The sequence below is a fragment of the Seonamhaeicola sp. ABD4_175 genome, assembly GCF_056160885.1.
Map to the genome: position 1 here is coordinate 64,739 of NZ_JBSWYC010000005.1, position 18,104 is coordinate 82,842.

At 33.2% G+C, this 18,104-nt stretch carries 12 protein-coding genes; 5 read left to right on the forward strand and 7 right to left on the reverse strand.

Annotation, left to right across the window (positions count from 1 at the left end):
* Window positions 1-44 precede the first annotated feature (44 nt).
* From ACXAG4_RS15065 to uvrC, 3 genes are all read right to left on the reverse strand, one after another.
* A complete protein-coding gene (locus ACXAG4_RS15065; RefSeq protein ID WP_475296919.1) occupies window positions 45-1,202 on the reverse strand; it encodes a homogentisate 1,2-dioxygenase in 1,158 nt (385 codons plus the stop codon).
* Window positions 1,203-1,410: 208 nt separating this feature from the next.
* A complete protein-coding gene (locus ACXAG4_RS15070) occupies window positions 1,411-3,657 on the reverse strand; it encodes a patatin-like phospholipase family protein (RefSeq protein ID WP_475296920.1) in 2,247 nt (748 codons plus the stop codon).
* A gap of 43 nt (window positions 3,658-3,700) precedes the next feature.
* Window positions 3,701-5,497: an excinuclease ABC subunit UvrC gene (gene uvrC, locus ACXAG4_RS15075; protein WP_475296941.1), complete on the reverse strand. Its 1,797-nt coding sequence runs from the start codon at window positions 5,495-5,497 to the stop codon at window positions 3,701-3,703.
* A gap of 101 nt (window positions 5,498-5,598) precedes the next feature.
* On the opposite strand from uvrC, the gene ACXAG4_RS15080 reads away from it, so the two are divergent.
* The 5 genes from ACXAG4_RS15080 to ACXAG4_RS15100 all read left to right on the forward strand — a co-directional run bounded on the left by ACXAG4_RS15080 (window position 5,599) and on the right by ACXAG4_RS15100 (window position 9,537).
* The gene (locus ACXAG4_RS15080) at window positions 5,599-6,024 is read left to right on the forward strand and encodes an ATP-dependent zinc protease family protein (protein WP_475296921.1); all 426 of its coding nucleotides are present in this window, start codon (window positions 5,599-5,601) and stop codon (window positions 6,022-6,024) included.
* Window positions 6,021-6,896, forward strand: coding sequence for a 30S ribosomal protein S6--L-glutamate ligase (rimK, locus tag ACXAG4_RS15085; RefSeq protein WP_475296922.1), 876 nt, complete (start codon window positions 6,021-6,023; stop codon window positions 6,894-6,896). The genes ACXAG4_RS15080 and rimK overlap by 4 nt, the downstream gene beginning before the upstream one ends.
* 22 nt (window positions 6,897-6,918) lie before the next feature.
* Window positions 6,919-7,896 (forward strand): succinylglutamate desuccinylase/aspartoacylase family protein, encoded by a 978-nt coding sequence (locus tag ACXAG4_RS15090; RefSeq protein ID WP_475296923.1) that lies wholly within the window; start codon window positions 6,919-6,921, stop codon window positions 7,894-7,896.
* Complete coding sequence (locus tag ACXAG4_RS15095) at window positions 7,883-8,449, forward strand: 5-formyltetrahydrofolate cyclo-ligase (protein WP_475296924.1); 567 nt, start codon at window positions 7,883-7,885, stop codon at window positions 8,447-8,449. The genes ACXAG4_RS15090 and ACXAG4_RS15095 overlap by 14 nt, the downstream gene beginning before the upstream one ends.
* A gap of 101 nt (window positions 8,450-8,550) precedes the next feature.
* Window positions 8,551-9,537 (forward strand): PAS domain-containing protein, encoded by a 987-nt coding sequence (locus tag ACXAG4_RS15100; RefSeq protein WP_475296925.1) that lies wholly within the window; start codon window positions 8,551-8,553, stop codon window positions 9,535-9,537.
* Here the strand turns inward: ACXAG4_RS15100 and ACXAG4_RS15105 are convergent, their stop codons facing one another.
* From ACXAG4_RS15105 to ACXAG4_RS15120, 4 genes are all read right to left on the reverse strand, one after another.
* Complete coding sequence (locus ACXAG4_RS15105) at window positions 9,538-10,158, reverse strand: lipoprotein signal peptidase (protein WP_475296926.1); 621 nt, start codon at window positions 10,156-10,158, stop codon at window positions 9,538-9,540.
* Between the two features lie 101 nt (window positions 10,159-10,259).
* Window positions 10,260-10,640 (reverse strand): TraR/DksA family transcriptional regulator, encoded by a 381-nt coding sequence (locus tag ACXAG4_RS15110; protein ID WP_475296927.1) that lies wholly within the window; start codon window positions 10,638-10,640, stop codon window positions 10,260-10,262.
* 4 nt (window positions 10,641-10,644) lie between these two features.
* A complete protein-coding gene (gene ileS / locus ACXAG4_RS15115) occupies window positions 10,645-14,130 on the reverse strand; it encodes an isoleucine--tRNA ligase (protein ID WP_475296928.1) in 3,486 nt (1,161 codons plus the stop codon).
* Between the two features lie 133 nt (window positions 14,131-14,263).
* Window positions 14,264-18,052 (reverse strand): LamG domain-containing protein, encoded by a 3,789-nt coding sequence (locus ACXAG4_RS15120; protein WP_475296929.1) that lies wholly within the window; start codon window positions 18,050-18,052, stop codon window positions 14,264-14,266.
* Between the last annotated feature and the right edge of the window lie 52 nt (window positions 18,053-18,104).

Consider the following 18,104-nt stretch of genomic DNA (forward strand, 5'->3'; position numbering starts at 1 on the left):
GAGAAAAAGATACAGCGGATAGCGGGAAATAGCTTCTAATAATTTTACTCTAACCATGATTTATGGTAGCTTTCATCGGCAATTTTCATGGCTTCTTCTGTTACCATTAAAGGTTTAAACGTATCAACCATAACGGCTAATTCTTCGGTTTTTTGTTTACCTATACTGCGCTCTGTGGCGCCTGGGTGTGGCCCATGCGGAATACCTGCCGGATGTAGTGAAATATGGCCAGCTTCTACATCATTTCTACTCATAAAATCGCCATCAACATAATATAGAACCTCATCTGAATCTATGTTACTGTGATTGTATGGCGCTGGAATTGACAGCGGATGATAGTCATACAAACGCGGTACAAAACTACACACCACAAAGGCATCTGTTTCAAAGGTTTGATGCACTGGTGGCGGTTGGTGTATACGGCCTGTTATAGGCTCAAAATCATGAATTGAAAAGGCGTACGGATAGTTGTAACCATCATACCCAACAACATCAAATGGGTGCGATGCGTAAACCATTTCTATAATATCACCTTGCTTTTTTACTTTTATTGTGAAATCTCCATTTTCGTTGTAGGTTTCAAGCTCTTGTGGCCTGCGTATATCGCGCTCACAAAATGGCGCATGTTCTAGGAGTTGCCCAAACCAATTGCGGTAACGTTTGGGTGTGTAAATGGGCCGATGAGATTCTACAATGAAAAGTCTGTTATCTTCAGTATCAAAATCTATTTTATAAATTACTCCGCGTGGAATTAGCAAATAATCGCCGTACTTAAAGTTTAAATTACCCAGCATAGTGCGTAATTTACCAGTGCCTTTGTGCACAAAAATAAGCTCATCAGCATCGGTATTTTTGTAGAAATAATTTTTGGTAGATTGTTTTGGTGCTGCTAACACGATAGCACAATCTGAATTAATTAATACGGTTTTACGGCTTTCTAAAAAATCGTTTTCAGGCGTTACTTGAAAACCTTTAAAACGGTATGATTTTATATTGTTTTTTAAAGCTATTTTGGGTGTTACACTGTATTGTTTTTTTATTGCTTTTACTTGTGTTGGGCGTTGCTCATGATAACTATTGGTTGACATACCATCAAAACCAATAGTGCCAAAAAGCTGCTCATAATATAAACTGCCATCTGGTTTTTTAAATTGTATGTGACGTTTATGCGGAATGCTTCCTAATTTATGATAAAAAGGCATACTTTAATTTTTAAAATGTGAAAAAATTAGTGCTTGTTGGTTAACTGTAAATATTTAATTTTCAGTTACCTTTAAATATACAAAAAAGTGTGCTTATTCAGGATTTCTCTTGATAAGATAGTGTAGAAATTGTAATAAATCTTCAAAATAAAGTATCATACAATTACAAATATCGTAAAAAAACCGATATTTTTTCCAAAAAAATTAGTTAAAACCAAAAACCGAGCGTAAAATACCAAAAACCTTTGGTTTGCTCTGGCGAGTAACTGTACTTAACTTGTATTGGACCAACAAACGTATCAATAGCATAACCTAGAGCATAACCACGGTAATCTGGTAGTGTAAACCACTCGCCTGTATCAAAAATATCATCTTCAATATTTGCCCAATTAGCCTCTAAAGTTATGTGGTGCTTTTTTAGCCAATTATAATCTAAACCTGCGTAAGCTTTTACGTAACTATTTCCTGTTAAAGAAATAAAATCATACCCTAAAAACGGCACAAAATTGTTAATTAAATTATTACCGTAACCACCCAAGGCAAAATCTAGCGTTTGGGTAGTTTTATCGCCTAATTTAAAGCCGCCTCCAGATTTTAAATTAACAGCCAATTTATCGGTTATACTAAAAGCATACCCTATATCTGCTTTTGCAATACTAAAAGCATCAAATGTTTTATTAAAATGTGATGCGTATAAATACCAGTGCAAATCGCCGTTAAAATAGACACCGTTTTTAGGAAAATATTTATCATCATAGGTGTCTAGTTTTAAATTACTGTATAAGCTAAAATAATCGGTATTTTCAAAAACAAACTCTTCATCTACATTGTTGGTTGCCAAAGTCTCAGATGTTATTTCTAAACGTTTATGTTCTGCACCAACACTTAAAGCAAAGTCTTTTCTAAAAAGTGTTTGTAAGTAAAATTGATTAGTTTGGTCTTGTAAGTCTACACCTATTTTATTTAAGCCCATAGCATCAATTTCAGTATCATTTAATAACAATGAAGCTGAAATATTTTTGTTAAAATGGTTAAAACTAGACCGCAAACCTATACTCCAATAAAAACCTTTATCAATTAAATAGTCAAATTTATACCTAATGTTATCACCTAAAACAAGATCAAAAACCGCTATATCATTATTAAAAAGTAACCGTTTTTTTGTAACGTTTAAAAGCGCCCCACTTTTGTATAAATTGTCATAATGCACACCAAACTTTAAAAATGTGGTGTTTTTGGTTTCTTTTACGTTGGCAAAAAAATCATAACCTTTTTTGTTTTTTGAGGTTTTTAATTGATATTCAAAAGCATCAAAATTATTGGTAGCTATAATATTATTTATACCATTTGTTAATCTTTCATAGCTAATTTTCTCAAAACTTTTAATTTTTAACTTTCCCTTTACATACGCACGGGTGTAATTGTTTAGGCCGTTAATTTTTATATTATTTATAAAAATACTGTCTTTAGCATGAGGTGTTATTTTTGCTTTTGAGTATTGATTAGATTTTAAATTACCCAAAGCTTTTAGTTCATTTATTTTTTTATTACCAGCTGTTTGCCCTCTGGCAATAATTTCTTTACCTGCATCAAAAGAAACTACGCTGTAATCTTTAATATCAGGTTTTATATAAATATCGGTTTTTTTGCTTTTAACCTCCATGTCTTTAATGGTACGAAAGTTGTTTATTTGCAGCAACACATCTGGTGCAGATATTAATTGAGTTCTATCCATTAAACCATCTTGCACATCAACACCAATAATAACATCCATTCCTTTTGCTCTTAACTCATCAATTGGATAGTTATTAACCACACCGCCATCAATTAAAAGATTATCATTTAAAGCTACTGGCTGAAACAAGGTTGGTAATGCGCCACTTGCCATAACACTTTGGGTAAGATTTCCGGTTTCTAACTGTATTTGCTTACCTGTTTCCATATTGGTTGCAATACAAAAAAACGGCACTGGCAGTTTGGTAAAATCTTCAATTTCATTGGCATGCAAGTGTAACTTTAGCAGTAAATTATAGGCATTTTGCCCTCTTGAAAGCGCTGACGGTAGTTTGAGTTTAAAATCGTTAAAAGGTAATTTTATGGCGTATCGTTCGTCATTATTACGTTCAAAAAAATCTTTTGATGCTCTTGGTAAATCATCGGTAATAATTTTATCAAAATCTGCTTCAACAAAAATAGAATCAAGCTGTTTACCCGAATAACCTGCCGCGTACAAAGAGCCAATAATAGCACCCATACTTGTACCTGCTACATAATCTATTTCTACTCCAAGGCTATCAATAACCTTTAACACACCTATGTGAGCCAAACCTTTTGCACCACCACCACTTAGCACTAAACCTATTTTAGGTTTTTTAGATTTTAGTGTATCTGTTTGCGCTTTCGCGGAAATAAAAGCGATTATAAATACGAATGATATGGCTAGTGTTCTTTTCAAGTGAGTAACATTTTATTTGCCTTATTGTAATGACAATTTTTAATTATTTCTTTTCATGATAGTAATTATACACTTTTTCAGCTCTTGAGTTGCCTATAACAACTTCAAGCTCATCTAACTTTGCGTTAGAAACACGTTTAGCCGATTTAAAATGTTTTAACAACTCAACAACTGTTTTTTCGCCAATACCAGGAATGGTTTCCAACTCTGTATTTAACGCATTTTTACTGCGCCTATTTCTATGATGCTCAATACCAAAACGGTGTGCTTCATTACGTAATTGCTGAATTATTTTTAAGGTTTCGCTTTTTTTATCTAAATATAGTGGAATTGGGTCATTTGGATAAAACAATTCCTCTAAACGTTTTGCAATACCAATAATAGCAATTTTACCACGTAGCCCTAAAACATCTAAACTTTTTAATGCCGAAGAAAGCTGCCCCTTTCCGCCATCAATAATAATTAATTGCGGCAAAGGCTTATCTTCATCTAACAAACGTTTATAACGCCTGTAAACCACTTCTTCCATAGATGCAAAATCATCTGGCCCTTCAACGGTTTTTATATTAAAATGTCTGTAATCTTTTTTACTTGGTTTACCGTTTTTAAATACCACACATGCCGCCACGGGGTTTGTTCCTTGTATGTTTGAATTATCAAAACACTCAATATGCCGCGGTTCTTCATGTAAACGCAAATCGGCTTTCATTTGTGCCATAATGCGGTTTGCATGCCTATCTGGATCCACAATTTTATCTTGTTTAAAACGCTCCATACGGTAATACTTGGCATTGCGTAGTGATAAATCTAAAATATGCTTTTTATCACCAAGTTTTGGCACTGTAACCTTTATATTTTCGCCTAATTGCACTTTAAAAGGCACGTAAATTTCTTTTGATTTTGAATGAAAACGTTGCCTAATTTCGGTAATTGCTAAGGTTAGTAATTCTTCATCAGTTTCATCAAGCTTCTTTTTAATTTCTAATGTATGAGACCTAATTATGGACCCGTATGATAGTTGCAAGAAATTAATATAACCGTAGGTTTCATCACTCATAATTGAAAACACATCAACATTGCTAATTTTAGGATTTACAATAGTTGAGCGTGCTTGATAGTTTTCTAAAACTTCAATTTTTTCTTTTATTTTTTGAGCTTCTTCAAACAACATATCTTCAGCAAGTTGTTTCATTTGCTGTTTAAATTGTTGTAATGAATCTTTAAAATTGCCTTTTAAAATTTGCCTAATGGCTTTTATGTTTTCATTGTAAGCTTCTTCAGTTTCGTAACCTTCGCAAGCACCTTTACAGTTTTTTAAGTGATACTCTAAACACACTTTATATTTACCTGCTTCAATTTTTGTTTCGGCCAAATCATAATTACAGGTACGCAACGGGTACAAGCCTTTTATTAAATCTAGTAGTGTGTGTACGGTTTTACCACTTGTGTAAGGCCCAAAATATTCGCCGCCACCCTTAAAAACACGTCTTGTTGAAAATACACGTGGAAATCGTTCGTTTTTTATACAAATCCATGGGTAAGATTTATCGTCTTTCAACAACACATTATAGCGTGGTTTATGCTTTTTAATTAAGTTGTTTTCTAACAGTAAGGCATCGGTTTCAGTTTCTACAACAATATGTTTTATACGTGCAATTTTTTTAACAAGCACACGTGTTTTGCCGCTATCATGAGTTTTTGTAAAATATGAACTTACGCGCTTTTTTAAATTTTTGGCTTTGCCTACATAAATAATGGTATCGTCTTTATCAAAGTACTGATAAACACCCGGTTGATTGGGCAGTGTTTGTAATTGTATTTCTAAAGCAGGTACATCCATCATCTCAAAGGTAATTATTAAATATTTTATGGTTAAATTTTAATAAACTAAAAATTTGAATTAACTTATTTACTACATTGCGCCTCTTTTTAAAAAAGCAAATGAATAAAAAAACAATTGGAAGAATAGACAAAATAGATTTCCCAAAACTGGAACTCTACAACATTGATGTTAAGATAGATACAGGCGCGTACACTTCTGCAATTCATTGCTCTGAAATCATAGAAATAGACAACGCATTACTGTGTATTTTTAACAGCGATGTACACCAAAACTTTGGTAAAACCGAAATTATTTTTGATTCGTTTTCACTAACTAACGTAAAAAGTAGCAATGGCTACAAAGAAAATAGATACAAAGTAAAATCTGAAGTCATATTTTTTGGTAAAACTTATAAGATTAACTTAACTTTAAGCACCAGAGACGATATGAAGTTTCCTGTTTTAATAGGCAGGCAATTTTTAAGCCATAAATTTATAGTTGATGTAGATTTAGAAAACGTTTCTTTTAACTCAAAAACACCATGAATATAGTAATACTGTCTAGAAACACCAACCTTTATTCTACAGAAAGACTTATTGAAGAAGGCGAAAAACGCGGACACCAAATTGAAGTTATTGATCCGCTTAAATGCGATTTAATAATTGAAAAACAAAAACCATCTATTTTTTACAAAGACAGGTATTTAGATTACGTTGATGCTATTATACCCAGAATTGGTGCATCTGTTACATTTTTTGGTTGTGCCGTTGTGCGCCAGTTTGAAATGATGAATGTGTTTACCTCTGTAACCTCAGATGCTATTATTAGATCTAGAGACAAACTACGCAGTTTCCAAAGGCTATCAAAAGCAGGAATTGGCATGCCAAAAACAGTTTTTACCAATTACTCACGCGATATTGAAAAAGTACTATCGCACGTTGGTGGCACACCTGTAATTATTAAATTATTAGAAGGTACTCAAGGTTTAGGCGTTGTTTTAGCCGAAACCAAAAACGCCGCAGAATCTGTTTTAGAAGCCTTTAACGGCCTACAAGCACGTGCATTGGTGCAAGAATTTATTGCTGAAGCTAAAGGGGCCGATATTAGAGCGCTGGTTGTTGATGGCCATGTGGTTGGCGCCATGAAACGCCAAGGTAAAGAAGGCGAATTTAGATCTAACCTTCACAGAGGCGGCAGCGCCGAAATTATAAAACTTAACGAGGCTGAGATTAAAGTTGCCATGAATGCTGCCCGTGCATTAAAACTGCCTGTTTGCGGTGTAGATATTTTACAATCTGCACGCGGGCCATTACTTTTAGAAGTAAACTCTACACCCGGTTTAGAAGGCATTGAAACCGCTACAGGTAAAAACATAGCAAAAAGCATTATTACGTATATTGAACGCAACAAACATTAAGTTTTTTAAATGACGACGATTTATGACTTTAGAAAAAAAAACGCTTACCATTTTAAATGAAACCATTGCCCCTGGAGAAAGTAAAGAAGTAAATTTTGATGTTGCCAACTTACACACCAGTACTCCTGTAAATGTTCCTATTATTATTGAACGCTCAAAACGTGTTGGCCCAACAGTATTATTTACCGCAGGCATACACGGTGATGAAGTAAATGGTATTGAAATTGTACGCCAAATTATTGCCAAAGGCATTAACAAACCTAAAATTGGCACTATTATTTGCATACCTGTAATTAACATTTTTGGCTTTTTAAATTTAACCCGTGAATTTCCAGATGGCAGAGACTTAAACCGCATGTTTCCTGGTAGCCCAAAGGGCTCATTAGCCAGTAGAGTAGCCCATAAATTAGTTACCGAAATTATACCACACGTAGATTACATTATGGATTTTCACACAGGTGGTTCAGGTAGATTTAATGCACCCCAAATTAGAATTATTGAAGGTGAAATTGAGCTTAAACAACTTGCTAAAATATTTGGCGCTCCCTTTGTTTTGTATTCAAAAAACTTAAATAAATCGTTTAGAAACACTTGTTTCAAACTAAATAAACCGCTTTTACTTTTTGAAGGAGGCAAATCTGTACATATTGACGATGTAGTTACAAACTCTGGTGTTAATGGCGCTAAACGTGTATTAAAACATTTGGGTATGTTAAACGTATCTTTTAAAGCTTCAACCCCAAAAAAAGACTGTGTTTTTATTAAAGACAGTAAATGGGTTAGAGCCAAATTTTCGGGTATGTTTAAAGCCAGTGCTAAAATAAATTCAAAAGTTCAAAAAGGAGATTTATTAGGTAACATTACAGACCCTTATGGTAAACTTAATTTTTTTGTAAAAGCACCTAATACCGGTTATATAATTAATGTAAACGAATCGCCTATTGTATATCAAGGTGATGCGCTTTTTCATATAAGCACAAAATTAAATGACAAAAGCTGAACTACGCAAAAAACACAAAACGCTTCGCAATAATTTATCTCAAAATGATATTGAAACATTTAGTATTGCCATTGCTAATAATGCAATAAAAATGCCTATTTGGCAACATAAATTCTATCATATTTTTTTACCTATTGAAGAACAAAAAGAAATAAATACCGAATTTATTTTAAGCATTTTAGCTGGTAAAGACAAAAACATTGTGGTACCAAAAAGTCATTTTGATACTGGTGAAATGACACATTTTTTATTAACTGATAGCACAACCATTAAAAAAAACCATTACAACATACCCGAGCCTGTTGATGGTATTGAAATTGATGCCAATAACATTGATGTAGTTTTTATACCTTTATTAGCTTTTGATGAACAAGGCCATAGAGTTGGTTACGGAAAAGGGTTTTATGATACGTTTTTAGCCAAATGTAAACCGGAAACAATAAAAATTGGACTGTCTTTTTTTGATGCTGAAGCTCAAATTGAAGACATCTTTCCAACAGATGTTAAACTAGACTTTTGTGTTACCAAAACGCACACGTATGCGTTTAAATGATGTTTTTAATCGATAAAATACATTTTTATTTGTTTACAATGCTTTTTTTTTAGTATGTTTACAATAAGTTACTCTCATTTCTCTCAATAACTTAAAGTAAAATGCTATTAAATAACAGTATCAATAAACAAGTAAGTGATATTGCATTTTGGGAACTTAAGGATAATGATAAACTACTTTGGTCTGAAGTTTTTTTATCAAATCTAGGTTTTTCATTGCAAGCAAATCAAACGTTAGAAATCTTTTTAAACAAAATTATTCATTTTGAAGACGCTTCAAGTTTTGAACATAACTTTATAAATTATGCGAAAAATAATAGCCATTTTAAACAACGCATACGTTTAAAAAACAGCGCTGGCAGTTATACTTATTTTATATGCTCTAGCAAACACACCTTTTTTATAAAACCCAACAATACTTCACGATATTTGTTTTTTTATGAACAAGCTGAAAACACATCAGATTACATTGATAATTTAATTTCTCACGCTACACCAAATGTTTTTAAACAGCAACCAAAAAAGCCTAGAAATTATAATAAAATTGCTTTACATAATGTAAAATCGCATATAAATAATTTAAATTTAGTGTCTGAATTGGTTAACACCTTTAGTATTTCAGAAGAAAAAAATAATACAGCCAACAGCCGCAAAAATATTAATAAAGTAATTAATGAAACCTTAAGTGTTTTAAGTGAGATAAAACACACCCCAACATATAATGCTATTAGTTTTAATAACGTACTTTGTCAAGTTTTAATATCTATTAGCCCTGTAATTATAGACACTAATGCGAAAATAGATTCAGATTTTTCAAAACTTAAATCTATAAACATAAAAGCAGAATATATTGAGCGCATATTGCTAAATTTAATTACTAACGGCATAAAAAACAGGCACTCACACAAACACCCTAAAATACAAATACAAAGTTATTTAGAAAACAACAAATCGGTTTTAGAGATTACAGATAATGGTATTAATGTTAATTTGAATGAATTGAGTACAGCAACACTAACAAAAATGCAAGATATTTTAGTAATTGAAAGCAAAAAAGATATAGCAACTACTTTTAAAATATTTTTATAATTATTTTTTTGGAAACGCTTTTTTATTAAATACAATAAGCATAACAAAACCTGTACTAATTGCTACATCGGCAATATTAAAAACGGGCTCAAAAAACGTAAAATATTTGCCACCAATTACCGGTAACCACTGTGGCAAATACCCTTTCCACAACGGAAAATAAAGCATATCTACAACTTTACCGTGCAGTAAACCATCATATCCGCCTTCATTGGGCATAAAAGTAGCTACATCAATAAGGCTATCACTAAACAAAACACCATAAAAAACAGAATCTATAATATTACCTAAAGCACCGGCAAAAATAAAAGCTAACGCCAAAATTAGCACCTTAGGTTTTTGTTTTTTAGTAACATCAAACAGCCAATACCCAATACCACAAATTGCTACAATTCTAAATAAAGTTAGAGCTACTTTTGCAGTTCTATCATTTATAAAACTTACAAAATCACTAATTTTAGTACCCCAAGCCATTCCATCGTTTTCAATAAAATATATTTGAAACCAATTAAAAACCTTTATACTTTCTTGAAGCTGAAAATGTGTTTTTATATAAAGTTTACTAACTTGGTCTACAAGTAAAATTAAAACAATAATTATAGCAGATTTTTTTAATGACATTAGAGTAATTATTATATAATTGTTTTTATAAAAAAAACGCCACTCATTTAAATTTATGATTGGCGTTTTTTTAAAACTCCTTTAATTAAATAAAGGACTAATTATTTTTGCATGTTTTTGGCCTCAATACTAAGTGTAGCATGTGGTACAAGCTCTAAACGTTTTTTATTTATTAACTTACCCGTAACCCTGCAAATACCATAGGTTTTATTTTCAATTCTTATAATGGCATTTTTTAAATCTCGAATAAACTTTTCTTGACGAATGGCTAATTGCGAGTTAGATTCTTTACTCATAACTTCACTACCTTCATCAAAAGCCTTAAATGTTGGTGATGTATCATCAGTACCATTATTATGGTCATTCATATACGCACTTTTTATAAGCTCTAAATCGTGTTGTGCTCTATCAATTTTTTCTTGAATTAAAACTCTAAACTCTTCTAATTCTGCATCAGAATATCTTGCACTTGTGGATCCCATAATTTTAATGTTTTTGTATAAACAACTTGGTATTTATATCATCAAAAGCAATTTCAATACCTTGTTCTAAATTATCAATAATTTCAAGCTCTTCGGCTAATGTTTCCGTTTTTATGTAAGCTTTGTTTGTGTCTATTGCACTAACTATATGTTCATTTTTTTGAAGTTTTACGTCAATTCTATCAGTAACTTCAAAGCCTGAATCTTTACGTAAGTTTTGAATTCTATTAATAAGCTCTCTGGCTATGCCTTCGCTACGTAAATCATCAGTAATTGTAACATCTAAGGCTACAGTTAATGCGCCTTCATTGGCTACCAACCAACCTTCAATGTCTTGTGATGTAATTTCTACATCTTCAAGGCCTAAAGTAATATTTTTTCCATTAATGTCAAGCGCTAATTCACCAGATTTTTCAATTTTTTTAATATCATTTGCATCAAAATCTTTAATGGCGTTGGCCACCAACTTCATATCTTTACCAAAACGCGGGCCTAAAGCTTTAAAATTAGGCTTAATTTGTTTTACTAAAATATCAGAGGCGTCTTCTAAAAGCTCAACTTCTTTTACATTAACTTCATGTTTTATTAAGTTTGAAACCGCTAATATTTCTTCTTTTTGTTGAAGATTATCAATTGGAATCATTATTTTTTGAAGTGGTTGGCGCACTTTTATCTTTTCTTTAGCACGTAACGATAAAACTAATGATGATATTGTTTGCGCGTTTTCCATTTTACGCTCTAAACTTTTATCAACGAAGCTTTCGTTATACACCGGAAAATCTGCTAAATGCACACTTTCAAAGGCTTCTTTTTTAGTTACAGCATTTAAATCTTGGTATAATTTATCCATAAAGAAAGGCGCTATTGGCGCACCCAACTTTGCTATGGTTAGCATACAAGTGTATAGTGTTTGGTAAGCCGAAATTTTATCGGTTTGGTAATCGCCTTTCCAAAAACGTCTTCTACTTAAACGTACAAACCAGTTACTTAAATAATCTTGTGTGAAATCTGAAATAGCTCTAGCTGCTTTTGTAGGTTCATAATCAGCATAAAAAGCATCTACTTTTTTAATTAAAGTGTGTAATTCAGATAAAATCCATCTATCTAGTTCTGGTCTTTCAGCTAATGGAATATCAGTTTCAGTATATTTAAAATTATCTAGATTTGTATATAAACTGAAGAACGAGTACGTATTATAAAGTGTTCCGAAGAATTTACGCTTTACTTCTTCAATACCTTCTAAATCAAATTTTAAATTATCCCATGGGTTGGCATTACTAATCATATACCAACGTGTGGCATCTGGCCCGTATTTTGAAAGTGTTGTAAACGGATCTACGGCATTACCTAAACGTTTAGACATTTTTTGGCCGTTTTTATCTAACACCAAACCGTTAGACACCACGTTTTTGTAAGCCACAGAATTAAACACCATTGTGCCAATGGCATGAAGCGTATAAAACCAACCTCGTGTTTGATCTACTCCTTCAGCTATAAAATTTGCTGGATAGGTTGTGCCTTCATCAATTAAATCTTTATTTTCAAACGGATAGTGCCATTGCGCGTACGGCATAGAACCAGAATCAAACCAAACATCAATTAAATCGGTTTCACGTTTCATTGGTTTTCCTGAAGCCGATACTAATGTTATTTGATCTACTATGTTTTTATGTAAATCTACTTTTGCGTAGTTTTCATTACTCATGTTGCCTACTTCAAAATCGGCAAAAATATCTTCAGCTAAAACTCCTGCTTCAACAGCTTTTTGCATTTCAGTTTTTAACTCTTCAACAGAGCCAATGCAAAGCGCCTCTTTACCATCTTCGGTTCTCCAAATTGGTAGTGGAATACCCCAATAGCGTGAGCGCGATAAATTCCAATCGTTTGCGTTTGCCAACCAATTACCAAAACGGCCTTCGCCAGTGCTTTTTGGTTTCCAATTTATGGTTTGGTTTAGGGCAAACATTTTGTCTTTAACATCGGTTACTTTAATAAACCAAGAATCTAGCGGATAGTATAGAATTGGTTTATCTGTACGCCAACAATGCGGATAACTATGTTTATATTTTTCAACCTTAAAGGCTTTATTTTCTTCTTTTAATTTAATGGCAATTTCAACATCAACAGAACGCTCTGGTGCTTCACCTTCATTATAATATTCGTTTTTTACGTACTTGCCACCAAGTTCTTTTAATTCTGGGCGAAAACGTCCTTGTAAATCTACTAAAGGTACTAAATTATCGTTTTCATCTTTTACCAATAGTGGTGGTATTTCTGGTGTAGCTTGTTTTGCTACCAAGGCATCATCTGCTCCAAATGTTGGTGCTGTGTGTACAATACCTGTACCGTCTTCGGTAGTAACAAAATCTCCAGAAATTACTCTAAAGGCATTTTCAGGATTATCATTTGGCAATACATAAGGTAATAATTGCTCATACGTAATTCCAACTAAATCTGCCCCTTTAAATTCCCCAAGAATTGCATATTGAGAAATTTTACCTTTATTTACCAATTCATTAGCTGCGTAGCCCCCAACTGCAATAAGTTCTTTATTAGCAGGAGCATCAAAATACTTTCCAAACAAATTCTTAGCCAAAACTACATTCGTTTCTTCACCAGTGTATTGATTTTTTGTATTCACCAACAAATAATCAATATTTTTCCCTACCGTTAAAGCTGTATTACTTGGAAGAGTCCAAGGCGTTGTAGTCCAAGCCAAAAAGTAAACATTCTTTCCTACTTCAACATTAGCCTTACTCAAGAATTGATCTCCAACAGTTCTTATTTCCTTTCCAAAGAAAGGATTATTGAATAACTTTAATGCTTTTTTATCTCTTACATTAACTTTAAATTGAGCTACAATAGTAGTATCAGTTACGTCTTGATATGTACCTGGTTGGTTAAGTTCATGCGAACTTAAACCAGTTCCTGCCTTTGGTGAATATGGCTGAATGGTGTACCCTTTATATAGTAAATTTTTGCTATAAATTTGTTTTAGTAACCACCAAACAGACTCCATATATTTAGGCTCATAGGTTATATAAGGGTCATCCATATCTACCCAATAGCCCATTTTTTCAGTAAGGTCATTCCACACATCTGTATAACGCATTACGGCTTTTTTACACGCGGCATTATAATCTTCAACCGAAATAGTTTTACCAATATCTTCTTTGGTAATGCCTAATTCTTTTTCAACACCAAGTTCAATAGGCAACCCGTGAGTATCCCAACCTGCCTTACGCTTAACTTGATACCCTTTTTGGGTTTTATATCTACAAAAAATATCTTTAATAGCTCGTGCCATTACGTGGTGAATACCAGGTAAACCGTTTGCAGATGGTGGTCCTTCAAAAAACACAAAGGTATCTTTGCCTTCTTTTGAGGTTATACTTTTATCAAAAATATTGTTTTCTTGCCAATATTGCAGTATTTGGTCTGCTACATTTGGCAAGTCAAGTCCTTTATATTCAGGAAATTTAGCGCTCATTTACTCGAAATTCATATAAGGATGCGAATTTAAGAATTTATCCTGAAAAGGTTGGTTTTAAAACACAAAAAAAGCCAAAACCTTATGTTTTGACTTCTTATTGTTTTGTATAATTATTTTGAAGTGTTATAATTTAATTTACAATAATTTTTTTGGTAATTACCTGGTTATCATCTGTTCTTAAATACACAACATATCCGCCTGATGCCACCTTTGGTACAGTAATACCATTTTGTAAAACTTGTGGAGACACATTTTGTTTTTCTAAAACTATTTGCCCTGTTATGCTTACTAAAGCTAAACGTTTTACAGTATCATTTAATTTTTTTGCATACAATTTATGGTCTGTATTTGTATAATACACATAATTAGATTCAACCTGCGTTTCTTCTGTACTTAGTGATTGTTGTTCAGATTGAAATACAATTTCAAACCTATTATTAAACTTACCTTGTTCTGATGTGAAACTGTATGCTTCACCTTCTGACAAGTCAAAATAAACGCCTAACATATTATCACGAATGTAAATTGATTGCTCTTCAGAAAAATGCTCTTTATCAGAAATTTTTATTTCGAAACTATTGCTTCCCGAAGACTTAAAATTTAACGGCACTACTTTGTCTTCGGTTACTGGACCGTAGGCTTGTATGTTCATATTCTCACCTTCTAACGATAAATTTAAATCGTTGTTATTGCTTTCTGATGATTTGGCTTCATAACCATAATCGTAACCATCTGTAGTAAAATCACTAAACCCTAGTAACAATTCACGATGTGTTGATGGCCCTGAAAGCGCACTAAACTCTAAGCGTATTTTTTGCATAACAGGTTTTTCTGTTTCAGGTTGCGCGACAGCTTTTGATATTTTTGATTTTGAATTTCCGCCTTTAAAAAACACCGATCCGTTATTGTAAGTTCCATCGGCGTCGGCTTCTTTTACAAATACACGTTGCGTATTATTAAATTCTACTTGGCCATTAGCAACTACTTCTACCACAAAACCTTGGCTTACTGGTAAGTATCTTGACGGCACTAAAGTACCATCTTGTGAGCCATTGTGCGCACCACTAATACCAACAAACTGAAATGCCCTTACACCTCCTGTTTTATTTACCTGTGCATAACCTCCGTTATATTCATTTAAATTGTGAGAATCTCCACTCCATTGTTGCCATAATTGAAGTGTGCCATCTATAACGCCTTGGTTATCATCAATAAATTTATGAATATCTATAGCTGAAGCATATGGGTTTCCTAATAAAAAATTAGTTCTTGAAACATCTTGCTCTGAACCAGCACCACCTTTATCTTCAACATCTACCAATATAGTGCCGTTATTAGGTTTTCCTTCAAAAATATATTCCTGTTCTGAAGCCGCAATACCTGTTCCTTTTTGGGTATAACCTATACCTGGAGTTAAGTCTCTAGAAGTACTTACGCGCTCCCAATCCCAATATGTTACGCCATTTTTATAAGTGTATATCCAATAGGTACTAATGTTTCCATTTGCTGTATAATTTGATGTGAACAAACAATTTGCACCAGCATCATCTTTAATCATGTTCAATCTGTACGACGTATTGTTTGTATTATTTGTTGATGCGTTATTGTTGGATAAACTGGTTGCGCTTTGTGCCCCAATTGGTGAAGACCAATAATTGTATCGATATGGGTTGGACTCTCCTTGTTGACGCCTTAATATTTTACCATTGGCTGTGGTAACCAAATCACTTTGTTCTGTTTGTATTAATTGTGAGTCATTTAATAAATCTATGGTGCCGTTGAGTTCTAAATACCATGTGTTTTTTATTAAATTATCGCCTGAAACTGTTAAACGTTTTCCTGCATCTATTATTAAACCATAGTTAGTATGCGAATTGTTTGTTACTACATCTTCTTCTATTTTTACTATACTCCATGCTTTGTTTTTTGAAACATCTTCTATATCCCAAACACCACCATGTGCCCATGTTGACACTGAATTCCAATTCCCATAAGACACAGCTCTATATGGCATTGGCGCTGTTTGTTCTTGTACAGTTGTTATGTTATTTAAATACAATAACCTGTTATGCCCTGAATAGTCTGTTGTTCTATCTGTTTTTATATTTGTCATTGGGTAATACGCAATAAGGCTAGCCCATGAAACAGTAGCATTGGTTTGGGTGTCTTGAATATTTTTTGGAACAACAGCACCTGACACATTACCAGCACTTTCATTTATTTCTTGATAAACCATACCTTGAATTTGGCTTGTTGTTAAGGCTGTATTAAAAACTCTAACCTCATCAATATCACCTTTAAAATATTTTTTATCGGCTAAGGTTGTAGACAAGCGTCCTACTTCAAAATTACCGTTACTGTTTACAGAATTTTGAATAGCTGAACCAATGACACTTAAGTTTGAAGATGTTTCCAAATTACCATCAACATACAATGACACTAAACCTGTTAAACTATTATAAGATGCTGCCACATGGTGCCATTCATTACAGTTAACAGCAGATGACGCACTAAGTGTTACAGCTGAATTAGCTGTAGTTTTAATTGTAAACATTGGAATATCACCATCTTTAAGCCAAATACTACAGCCAGTATCTTCGCCTGCAATAATCATATCTCTTGAATTACCTAAATCAGACTTTATCCAAGCCATAATTGTAATGTTATTTTGCCCACCAACAAAGGCTGTTGTAGACAAATAATCATCAACTCCATCAAAATCAATAGTTGCAGAAACTGGAGGATTGGGTGTAAAAACGTCACGATAATCTAAATCACCACCTGAGGCTAAATCACCATCAGCATCTGGAAGAATTGATAAATCTGATGGATTTTCAATATCTTCATTAGCATCTAAAACCGCATCATTTGTGTTGGTTGTTTCAAAAGCATTATCTAAACCATCATTATCGGCATCGGCACCTAAAATTGTATTTGGCATACCGTTTTCTTCAATATCAGGAGTTCCGTCGTTATCAGCATCAAGATCAATATAATCAGGAATACCATCTCTATCTGTATCTTCAAGTGTTAATAAACCTGCTCCGTAATTATCATCAACACCATCATTATTGGCATCTGTCATGGCTGTACCATTTCCGCTAGGTGCCACATAGCCTATGGTTGGTTGTGCTTCTACATTATCAGGAATTCCATCGTTATCTGAATCAATATCTAAATGATCTGGAATTCCATCACTGTCAGAATGTATTGCTGCACAATACTGCCACTCATACATTTGAATGGTTGCATTGGCAGATTCGCCATCATCTTTTGCAATTTCAATAATTAGTTCATTTAATGGCCCATAAATATTTACTTGCACACTATTTAACGGTGCATTTCCATTAACACCATTAATATCATATGCAGAATTTCCTGAAACAGCACCACCACTTAAGTTTATATCGGTTATTGAAACCGTTTTACTAGCACCACTATTATTTGCATAAACATCGGCTCTATCTTGGTTATCAAAACCACCCATTTTGAAAGACAAGTTATAAACTGGCTCTGAAAAACTAAACCTGTATACTGCTACATCTCCATTTGGAAAATCTGAATTTCTAACCTGTGTTTGTATATAACTACCACTAATACCTGCGCCTGTAATACTTCTAACCCCTGAAGCCCATGTTGCCGTACCTACTAATGAATATGTAAAGTCTACTGTAACACCACCGTGAGGATATATATTATTTACAACACCTGGGTTTGATGTTCTATCATTAAAAGTTTGACTTAGATCTATATAAGAGGCAGCACAGTTAATTTCTTGTGAATCTGGAATACCATCATTATCATCATCTAAATCTGCTGAATCAGCAATAGAATCGCCATCAGTATCTTGAGCATAAACATTGTTGTTAATAACAATACAAAGGCAAAATACTATAATAATCCAAAATTTGTTTTTCATGGTCTTTCATTTGTTGTGGTACTATTTAGACACGAAAGCAACGTTACTGTCA

Coding starts and splice junctions, on each gene's coding strand:
- uvrC (WP_475296941.1), bottom strand. CDS start 5,497: ATGGATGTACCTGCTTTAGAAATACAATTACAAACACTGCCCAATCAA.
- ACXAG4_RS15100 (WP_475296925.1), top strand. CDS start 8,551: ATGCTATTAAATAACAGTATCAATAAACAAGTAAGTGATATTGCATTT.
- ACXAG4_RS15105 (WP_475296926.1), bottom strand. CDS start 10,158: ATGTCATTAAAAAAATCTGCTATAATTATTGTTTTAATTTTACTTGTA.
- rimK (WP_475296922.1), top strand. CDS start 6,021: ATGAATATAGTAATACTGTCTAGAAACACCAACCTTTATTCTACAGAA.
- ACXAG4_RS15095 (WP_475296924.1), top strand. CDS start 7,883: ATGACAAAAGCTGAACTACGCAAAAAACACAAAACGCTTCGCAATAAT.
- ACXAG4_RS15090 (WP_475296923.1), top strand. CDS start 6,919: ATGACTTTAGAAAAAAAAACGCTTACCATTTTAAATGAAACCATTGCC.
- ACXAG4_RS15080 (WP_475296921.1), top strand. CDS start 5,599: ATGAATAAAAAAACAATTGGAAGAATAGACAAAATAGATTTCCCAAAA.
- ACXAG4_RS15065 (WP_475296919.1), bottom strand. CDS start 1,202: ATGCCTTTTTATCATAAATTAGGAAGCATTCCGCATAAACGTCACATA.
- ileS (WP_475296928.1), bottom strand. CDS start 14,130: ATGAGCGCTAAATTTCCTGAATATAAAGGACTTGACTTGCCAAATGTA.
- ACXAG4_RS15110 (WP_475296927.1), bottom strand. CDS start 10,640: ATGGGATCCACAAGTGCAAGATATTCTGATGCAGAATTAGAAGAGTTT.
- ACXAG4_RS15120 (WP_475296929.1), bottom strand. CDS start 18,052: ATGAAAAACAAATTTTGGATTATTATAGTATTTTGCCTTTGTATTGTT.